Source organism: Pedobacter sp. 10L46_2 (genome assembly GCF_056395165.1).
In genome coordinates this window covers 1-9,997 of sequence record NZ_JBFTIZ010000139.1, presented here as the reverse complement: position 1 = coordinate 9,997, position 9,997 = coordinate 1, and the positions used below count along the sequence as shown (strand labels likewise).

Sequence of the window (9,997 nt, the reverse complement as noted above, 5' to 3'; positions counted from 1 at the left end):
CCATAGAACTGCCCATTTGGGTTGCGCACCGGCTGATATGGGAACTGGCGGGTAACATTGGTCAGCGCATTTCCAAGCATAGTTGGTGTAATGGTAGACTTATTCTCAAAACTGGTTCTTGTTTCAAAGTTGAACTTAGGGGTCAGTCGAAAATCATAGTTGAGTCGAAGGTTATACCTTTCCGAATTGTTTTCTCCGAACCGGAGTGATCCTTCATCTTTATTGTAGCCCATAGATACTACATAATTATTGTTTTCCCCGCCACCTGATATGGAAAGGTTATGTAGTTGCTGAGTAGAATTTTTATAGATTTCTTTGTTCCAGTCCGTATAACCATAAAAACCAGGATAGCTAGTGATTCCATAATTCCAGCCACCATCAAGTTCTGGTGCTGCATTGGCCCTGATTTTATCAAATACCTCTTGTGGAAACCCATTGATACCAGCGTTACGAAGGCCCTCATCCATAAATTCAGCATATTCCAGCGTGTTCTGAATCTTCCTAAGGTAAGTCGGCGTTTTCAGACCTACTGTACCACTATAGGTAATTTCCGGTTTTCCGCTTTTTCCTTTTTTTGTGGTTACAATGATCACTCCATCTGCCGCGCGCGCGCCGTAAATGGCCGCAGAAGCATCTTTTAGCACAGAGATTTCAGCAATGTCATTTGGATTGATGTTATCAATATCACCAGGGATACCGTCAATCAACATCAGAGGATTACTTTCGTTTACTGAAGAATAGCCACGGATTTTAATGCCGTAGCTTTGATTTCCAGGTTGTCCGCTACCCTTAGTAATTGTCAATCCGGGTACAGTACCCTGCAATGCATCCAGGCTATTGTTAAGCGGGCGATTCTCAAATACATCAGACTTGACCGTTGAAATGGCACCAGTGATTGCCCCTTTAACTCTTGTACCATAGCCCACAACAACAACCTCATTCAGGCTGGTGTTCATCTTACTCATTTTAATCTCGATAGATTGTTGACCGCTAATGGATATCTTTTCGGTACGATAACCTAAATAGGAAATCACCAAAACAAAATTTGGCTCGGGATGGCTGATGGTAAAATTACCATCCTTATCAGTTACCGCCCCTGTCTTTGTTCCTTCAACCATGATTGACACCCCTATCAGCGTTTCATTTGTGGCAGAATCCCTGACAACCCCCTTAAGCACCTGCCATTTTTCAACAGCTGGCCAGAGCGTATTATCCCAACGCCTTTTAGCTGTAATCAGTACCGTTTTATTTCTGATTTTATAGTCAAACGGTTGTTTTTCAAAACAAAGATCCAGAACCTTTTTCAGATCGAGATTTTTAATATCCAGAGTAACCGGTTTAGCATTTTTTAGCGTGGCATTGTTGTAAAGGAAATCAAAATCTGTCTGCTTCTTAAGCTCGGAGATGACATCCGTTATCTGTGCGTTCTGAACAGATATACTTATTTTCTGCGCAAAGCTTTCGGCCCTGAGCTGAAAAACACTAAAAAACAATAACATATAGGTTAGTCTCATCTTTAGGGATATTAGTCGAAACATACAGGAATCCCTCCTGAAAACTATTTCAGTATTTTTTTTATACATTTGGTTGGTTGGTTTTTTAAATTATTCGTTTAGTTTGATCAGACCTCCGCTCCAGTTCACTCTGGCATACCAAGGGCGGCTCAAACGTCCTTGGTTCTTGGTGTCCTAATTTTTCATTAGTAATTACACATCTTACTCCTTTCTTTAGCTTTAGTTATATAAAATTTATTGGCTACTACTGACAATGATATTTCGGTTGGTAACCTGAAAACGGACACCCCCAAGTTCCTGTAGGTTTGCAAGGAGCTCAGACAGGTTTGCATTTCTGGAGAAAGTACCTCCAAACCGGTCATTCCCTAAGCGATTGTTATAGGTAATATCTACATTATACCAACGGCTGATAGTCTTCATCACACTTTTAATATCCTGGTTGTCAAACAAAAAATAACCGTTTTTCCAGGCAATTGCCTGATCGGTTTTGACATAAGCGATTTCAATATCTTTTCCGCTTTCTTTAAGATTCGATTGCTGACCGGGTAGCAGCATTTTGGCTTGACCGGTGGACAACTTACTAATACGAACACTGCCCTGCAATAAGGTGGTGGCAATATCAGCATCCCCTGGATATCCTTTTACGTTAAAATGAGTCCCCAATACACTTACCAACTGATCTCCGGTTTGTACCTTAAAAGGCTGTCGCTTATTATGAGCTACCTCAAAGTAAGCCTCTCCGGTTAAACGTACCTGACGATCTTTCCCATTAGAAGTAATTGGAAAGTAAAGTGTAGATTCAGAATTCATCCAAACATTAGTTCCATCAGGCAGCTTTACCTTATACTGCCCTCCTCTTGGTACATATAAGGTATGATAGGCCATTTTATCTGATGTAACTACCGGATTTTTTTCATTATGGTAGACCAAACTTCCGCTATCCGTTTTAGTAATCAAAACCCCATTCTTGTGGAAAATCGCTCCATTATTACTTTCATCAAGAATAATTTTTGTTCCATCAGCGAGTGTTAGCATTGCTTTGTTCTTTCCTGGCGGTATCGGAACCTGCGCTAGTTCAGCAGGAATCTCTGAGCGGCCGGGGAAAAACTTGTAAAACAAAAGTCCTGTACCAAGCAAAATCAAAATCGCGGCGGCTGATACTTTCCACGACCAGCTAGACAGCTGATGTCTCTTTTGTATATTTTTCCTTTTGTTAAAATTACGATACAACTCTTCTGTCAACTGCTCCTCACCTCCTGCCTGGTTAATCCAATGCTCAATCTGCCCATTGCCAGCACCTAATTTTTCGTACCAGTCATTAAGTTCCTCCAACTCCTCCTCAGTACAGCTGGAAGCCTGATATCGTTCAAATAAATATTGTAACCTTTCGCTATCCATAAATGATCTATCGGGGTGTGCTTATAATGGTAAGACGTACGAAAATTATCCAACCGTTATCCCTTCTTTATTTTTTTTTAGATTCATGTATCACTTGGCTGATTTACCCAATGACAGGGCAGGATAGTAAAGGACAGTTATGATAATTATGTTGCTTATTTTCGTATTAATGGATACAGGCATCTTTCGCCTGCACTGATAATTAATTTTTGAGGATTTTCGTTGACCAAATATAGAGTTATGCCTGTGGAGCTTAGTGATGCAGAATTGATATTGCTATGGCAGAATGGAGCGGATAATGCTTTTGAAGTGCTATACAAAAGGTATGCTGTCGGTTTGCTGTCGGCTGCATTGAGCAAAACCCGGAGCAGAGAGTTATCTGAGGAAATTATTCAGGAAACTTTTTTGACATTATTTACCAGGAAAAAAACGGCCAATCAAATTATCAACCTTTCTGCATTTCTGTATACCATTGTTAAACATAAGATCATAGATCATTACCGAAGAGAAAAACTGTTAAAAAGGTATGAGGAACATAGCTCTCATATTTTTACAGAAACAGACAATTCCACTTTACAGACAATTGAATCCAAAGAACTGGAACAACAGCTGATATTTCAGATAGAAAAGCTCCCGTTAAGATGCAGAAGCGTTTTTAACCTTAGCCGCAACCATCATCTCACGAACAAAGAAATCGCTTCAGAGTTGCATATTTCCGAAAACACCGTTGAACAGCACATGCGAAAGGCACTGAGACTTCTTCGAAGTTATTTCTTTGGTCACACAGAAAGAATTATCATTTTTTGCCTGTTTGTACTCTCTCTTTTTTAGCTTTTAAATCTGTAAACGTATTTCAGTATAGGACATGAACACCCGCTTAGCTATTGCTCACGAGATTGCTTAACAATTGCGAAAGCAATAGCTTAACATACTTTCTCAGGGTTTATCTTTTATAGTCGTCAATAAACCCTTAAGCATTTTCACTTTATCTGGATATTTGGCAGCAAGATTATTTTTCTCTGCCTCATCAGTTTTCAGGTTATACAGCTGCGCCTCTTTTAAACTGCCCATTTCTATGCCCACCAGCTTGTTATAGGCTGGCCCATCACCAGGCTCAATATACTTCCAGCCATCTTTTACTATCGAAAGCGTATTTGCATGTTCTATCAAGACAGACCTTCCCTTTTTAGATTGACCAAGAAATACATCAATGGTATTTTCGCTGTCAGGTGCATCTCCTGCGGGTATCGGCTGGCCGAGCAGTGCTGAGAATGAGGCTAATAAATCAATCTGGCTTACAGTAGCTGCAGAAACCTGTTGTGGCTTTATTTTTCCTGGCCAGCTTACAATAAATGGCACTCTGGTTCCAGCTTCCAATATGCTGTATTTCCCACCCCTAAAAGCACCTGTAGGTGTATGGCCATTTAGTTTGGTCACTGCTTCGTCCTCATAACCATCATCCAGGACGGGGCCATTATCACTTGAAAAAATAATCATGGTATTTTTGTCCAGTCCAGCTTCCTTTAACTGTTTAATAATCTCTCCCACGGTCCAGTCCAACTGTAAAATAGCGTCTCCGCGTAAACCTAAACCACTTTTGCCACGAAACATTGTTGCAGGCATCCGTGGTACATGAGGCTCGGTTAAAGCAAAATATAAAAAGAAGGGATCTTTTTGATTTTTTTGAATAAAATCCTTGGCCTTGATTAAAAAGGTTGAAGAAACCTCCTCATCCACCCAGCGTGCAAGTTTTCCTCCACTCATGTAACCAATACGGCCAATCCCGTTCACAATCGTATTGTTATGGCCCTGCCCTGGCGAAGATTGCAATTTTAACAACTCCGGATGTTCTTTACCCGTTGGCTCATCACCCACTTTCTCTACATAATTAACACTTATCGGATCTTTAGGATCCAATGCAACCACATTATGATTTTCCAGGAAAACAGTAGGGACACGATCGGCTGTAGCCGGAAAGATAAAGGAATAACCAAAACCAACCTCATTTGGTCCAGGCTTAATTTCATTATTCCAATCTTTCGCAACGGCATCACCAAGTCCCAGATGCCATTTACCCACAATACCAGTTTGGTAGCCTGCTTTTTTAAAGAGATTAGGTAAGGTAGTTTTATCGGTAGGTATAATTAATGCGGCATCTCCCGGCAAAATGCCAGTTCCTTTTTTACGCCATGGATACTCACCGGTCATTAAAGCATAACGTGAAGGTGTGCATGTGGCCGAAGTACAATGTCCATCAGTAAAACGGATACCAGATGCAGCAAGTTTATCTAAATTTGGTGTCTTTATTCGGGTAGCACCATAACAACTCAAATCGCCGTAGCCAAGGTCATCAGCATATATATAGATAACATTTGGCTTCTCTCCTCTTTGGGCAAAACTTAAATTAGCCATGAGGGACAATAGAATAACTAATATTTTTTTCATTTTTATTATTTTAGGTCGGGGTTGATAGCACGCTTATACTTTCCCCCCGCCCAAATTACAAAATATTAGATAACGTTCTTTACATCAATAAATCTAGAATTGATATTTAATGTTTCTTTTTCCAGCGCTGAAAAATGTTTAAGCGGGTTAACCATTAGATAAGAAGGCCTTTCTAGGGCGTCTCCAAGGCTTTGATAGGGTAATTAGCCCTACTAAGACCCTAGCAAGGCCCTATAAACGCCCTATCAACGCCCTATCAACACACAAATGTCGGAAGTCTTGTCACGTCCTGATATGGCTATAAGACAAACCCATATGTAGGCTTTGATGCTAGAAAGAGTAATCAATCCCATGCAATCCTACTTCAAATAATGACTTTTATCATTTTTTTTAGTGATCTTTTGTTGTGGAATCCATTGACTCCTTGCCTTAAATTCGCCATAACAAATTAAGACATGAGCACTTCAACTCTTTCTACAACACACTATTCAAACGACGAGATCTATGATAGCCAGCTATCTCCTAGAATGAAGAAGCTCTCCCGTATTCATTGGAGCCCTGTGGATGTAATTATGGCCTCCGCAGCCTTTCTCAGTGATAAACCAAATAGCAAGATCATTGATATTGGCAGTGGTATCGGAAAATTTTGTATTACTGCTGCCCAGCGTTATCCAGATTGTGATTTCTATGGTATTGAACAACGAAGGGATCTCCATGAAATTGCGCTGATGTCCAGGAAAAACAGTCCTTCTGAACTCAATATACACTTCATGCATGGTAATTTCACTGAGCTCGATTTCAGTAATTATAATGGCCTGTACTTTTTCAATTCCTTTGCTGAAAACCTGTACACCTATGGACGAATTGATAATTCTATACAGTATTCAGCAAGTTTGTATAATTATTACGCCAATATCTTTTACAAAATACTAGATAACAAACCAAGTGGAACAAGACTGGTAACTTACCATGGAAGTGATGCAGAGATACCCGCAGATTATCAGTTAATAGAGGCGAGTTTTAACCAATATCTTAAGATGTATATCAAAGAATGACCTATTCCATTAATAAAAAGATGACAATAAATGAGATGGTAGACTCCTTGATTTACCAGATCTCAAGCATGCAAAACTATGCTCAAGTGGAATCTGTGATACTGGATATTTCCAGGATAGCGGCAGTCCATGGTTTACCCGTATCTCAATGCTTCAGTAAATTGGAAATCACTATAGAAGAACTTTCTCCAATGGATTTAACAAGTACACAATGGAGTTGCTTTCGCTATGCTCTGATTTGTCTGCGCGAAAAAGCAAGTATTTTAAGGAAATACAGGCGGTATTAAGAGCACTTTATTATGCTAACTTTGTACACATGAGTTTGGAAGGTCTTTTCCCGATTGAAAAATGGTTGTTCTCTACCCGTTCAGTCCTTAATATGCTTAATGAGCAAGATTATATCTTTTTAATAGGCAAACAGGATATTCAGAAATATAGAAAAGGTGAAATTATATTCAAGGAAGGGATGATGCCCTCCGGACTTTACTATATCCATTCAGGAAAAGTTAAAAAGTATAAAAAAGGGGCTACTGGCAAAGAGCAGATCATTTATGTGGCTAATAAGGGAGAACTAATTGGATATCATGCCATTTTATCTGAAGAACGGCATCAGGATTCAGCTGCAGTGCTTGAAGAAAGTTTAATCAGCTTTATACCAAAAGAAGATTTCTTTGAAATTCTTCAACGTAACCCACAGTTTGCTACGAGTCTATTAAAGGCATTGAGCCATGAGTTTACCGTATTCGTAAACAATATTTCAGCATTTTCCGACGCCTCAGCGGCTGAAAGACTCGCAATTGCACTGATTGTATTCAGAGAAAAATCAAAAGCCGGCCTTTCCTATGGAGAGACAATTGTAATAGATATATCCAGAAGTGATCTTGCTGGTATAGCAGGTATAGCTAAAGAAAATGTAATTAGACTATTGAAGGAGTTTAAAGCTGAGGGTATGATTAAAACACAAGGTCGGAAAATCTGGATACAGGATATTGAAAAACTCGTTCGGAGATCTAATAGAAGTTAAGCTCGGCAAAATTGACCAGGCTAATTCGCAAAAAACTATCCACCTATGCTCAGACATACAGGACAAAAAAGAACCTTTAATCACAATCTCAGACTTGCTATCTTGCTTTGTCTAAATGCAGGATTTATTAACGGTGCTGGCTTTCTGGCATTCAGAGTATTAACGACAAATGTAACAGGACATGCTGCATTATTTGCAGTTAACCTTGCTGAAGCAGATTTTAGAGCCGCAGGTATTGTTGCACTCTGGTTTTTGTTGTTTTTAACAGGAGCATTTACTTCAGGTATATGCATAGAAGCGATTGGAAGAGAAAAATCTTCAGCCTACCTACTACCTATCGGGATCATTATAGCGATATTAGCAACTGTTACCATTTCCTGCCATAGCTACAATAGTTCTCTACATGAAACTGAATATTTTGCAGGCAGTTTACTATTTGCCATGGGTATGCAGAATGCATTGGTCTCGATGATCTCTGGTTCGGTAGTGAGGACCACCCATCTTACAGGGATGTTTACTGATCTGGGGACAGATCTCTCTATCGCCGTTATTCAACCTTTGAAATTAACTGCAAGGATACAACGGCGCATCTTGCTTAGAGTGGTCATTATTACTTCCTTTCTCTTTGGTGGAGTTATGGGTACATTTTTATTCCTGCAATATCAATTTGACGCGTTTCTAATGCCCATTTTTTTTCTAATGACTGCCTTATTCTATGATTATTTCCGCTTTCACGTTATTCGTGTGATGCGTCGTTACAAATAACAATTAAACGTATGCATAAATGCAATCGATCCTAAGGGATCCAGTACGTAAATCATGAATTTACCTACAATAGTAGGTGTAGTTCTAGTCTTCAAAGAAATGAGTTCTATAATATTAACAACTGGTTAAGCTATATTAACATAGTTAGCTCTTAAAATGGAGCATATGCAATTAATTAATCACAACATTACGTTTGGGTGGCTCGGCGTGCAGTAAATGCTTTACAAAAAAATCTCTTTTTCTTCGCCTTCCGTATGCACCACCATCACTGTGCCCCATTCCAGGTATAGATAGTAATTCAAAATCTTTGTTTGCTTTGATTAAGGCATCAGCCAAGCGGTAAGTAGATTCAGGTGGCACATTTTCGTCGGCCTCGCCAACAATCAGAAACAAATCACCTTGTAATTTTGCTGCATTAGTGATATTGGACTGCTCATCGTAATGAGGGCCAACCGGATAACCCATCCATTGCTCATTCCACCATTGCTTATCTATCCTGTTATCATGACATCCGCAAGCCGATACCGCAGCTTTATAAAATTCTGGATGGAACAGCAAAGCGCCCGTTGAATTTTGCCCCCCAGCTGAAGTGCCATAAATACCCACTCTGCTGATATCTGCGTTAGGATATTTTTGTGCCATTGCCTTTATCCATAAAATACGATCCGGAAATCCTGCATCAGCCAGATTTTTCCAACATACGTCGTGAAAAGCTTTTGAGCGGTTTGCAGTACCCATACCATCCATCTGCACAACAATAAAACCCAGTTCAGCAAGGCTCTGCATTTCGCTATAAGGCGTAAAATTCTTGGGTACAAAGCTATCCTGAGGGCCTGCGTAAATATATTCAATAACGGGATAGGTCTTACTATTATCCATTTTCGATGGCTGCCATACTACTCCCCAAATATCTGTTTTGGCATCTCTTCCTTTAGCAACAAATACCTCAGGTAATTTAAGCCCTGCTTCTGTAAAACCAGTGGTAGTACCCCGCTCTAATTCCATGATGCTTTTGGCATCTGCAGTTCTTTTAACAACAGTTACTGGCGCAACATTGATCTGTGAATAGGTATCCACATAGTAGTTTCTGTCGGGAGAAAATACTACCCGGTGATTGCCCTGCTCAAGATTGAGTGCTATCGTATTTTTACCGTTAAAATTAACCCTGTACTGATGTAAAAAATAAGGGTCCTCTTTTTTATTCACACCACTGGCAGTAAACCATATCTCCCTTTTCTCCACGTCAACGCTATCAATATCACGTACTACAAAATCCCCCTTTGTAACCTGAAATTGTTTCCCCGTTAGCGTATTTACCAGATAAATATGGCGATAACCGTCTTGCTCGCTTGTCCAAATTACTTCATTGGTTTTGGGCAGATAGCGTGTGTAAATGCGATCTTCATAAATAAAAGTTTTTGCCTTCTCATCTATAATATTCCTGGTTTTCCCCGTTTGTACATCTACTTCAATCACTCTAAAACGCTGGTGGCCACGATCTACTTTTTCATAGAGATAATATCTGTTGTCATTATTCCGCCAATGCAGAGGTTGTGGTTCAAAAAAATCGATTTGCTCTGTATCTACCTTTATTATCTTCTTAGTTGTAATATTGAAAATAAAAGGCTCGTAACTGGTGAAGACGTCCCCCGGCTGCGCATACTCATGTGATTTTAACTGTCCTCTGGTTGTTCCTGTTACTGCGCTCAGCACATAATAAACACTATCTATCTTCTTTGGATTCACCAGGTATCCTACAACATTTTTGCTATCGGGCGACCAACTGAATTCAGCAT

Annotated in this window: 8 protein-coding genes; 4 read left to right on the top strand and 4 right to left on the bottom strand. The window is 39.7% G+C overall.

What is annotated here, in order from left to right:
* The coding region (locus tag AC1DDX_RS15705; protein WP_477622244.1) for a SusC/RagA family TonB-linked outer membrane protein at window positions 1-1,514 on the bottom strand (1,514 nt) is incomplete at its 3' end.
* A gap of 234 nt (window positions 1,515-1,748) precedes the next feature.
* Complete coding sequence (locus AC1DDX_RS15700) at window positions 1,749-2,912, bottom strand: FecR family protein (protein ID WP_337716778.1); 1,164 nt, start codon at window positions 2,910-2,912, stop codon at window positions 1,749-1,751.
* A 222-nt stretch (window positions 2,913-3,134) separates the two neighbouring features.
* Here AC1DDX_RS15700 and AC1DDX_RS15695 point away from each other — a divergent pair, with 222 nt between their 5' ends.
* Window positions 3,135-3,743, top strand: a complete 609-nt coding sequence (locus AC1DDX_RS15695) for an RNA polymerase sigma factor (protein WP_288879135.1) — start codon at window positions 3,135-3,137, stop codon at window positions 3,741-3,743.
* Between the two features lie 105 nt (window positions 3,744-3,848).
* On the opposite strand, the gene AC1DDX_RS15690 is transcribed toward AC1DDX_RS15695, so the two are convergent.
* Window positions 3,849-5,357: a sulfatase family protein gene (locus tag AC1DDX_RS15690; protein WP_172660060.1), complete on the bottom strand. Its 1,509-nt coding sequence runs from the start codon at window positions 5,355-5,357 to the stop codon at window positions 3,849-3,851.
* Between the two features lie 455 nt (window positions 5,358-5,812).
* On the opposite strand from AC1DDX_RS15690, the gene AC1DDX_RS15685 reads away from it, so the two are divergent.
* The 3 genes from AC1DDX_RS15685 to AC1DDX_RS15675 all read left to right on the top strand — a co-directional run bounded on the left by AC1DDX_RS15685 (window position 5,813) and on the right by AC1DDX_RS15675 (window position 8,201).
* Window positions 5,813-6,412: a methyltransferase domain-containing protein gene (locus AC1DDX_RS15685; protein WP_172660059.1), complete on the top strand. Its 600-nt coding sequence runs from the start codon at window positions 5,813-5,815 to the stop codon at window positions 6,410-6,412.
* Between the two features lie 211 nt (window positions 6,413-6,623).
* The gene (locus AC1DDX_RS15680; protein WP_337716775.1) at window positions 6,624-7,436 is read left to right on the top strand and encodes a Crp/Fnr family transcriptional regulator; all 813 of its coding nucleotides are present in this window, start codon (window positions 6,624-6,626) and stop codon (window positions 7,434-7,436) included.
* 45 nt (window positions 7,437-7,481) lie between these two features.
* Entirely contained in the window at window positions 7,482-8,201 is a 720-nt protein-coding gene (locus tag AC1DDX_RS15675) for a YoaK family protein (RefSeq protein WP_172660056.1), read from the top strand.
* Between the two features lie 171 nt (window positions 8,202-8,372).
* Here the strand turns inward: AC1DDX_RS15675 and AC1DDX_RS15670 are convergent.
* On the bottom strand, window positions 8,373-9,997 hold a 1,625-nt coding region (locus tag AC1DDX_RS15670), incomplete at its 5' end, for a S9 family peptidase (protein WP_477622243.1).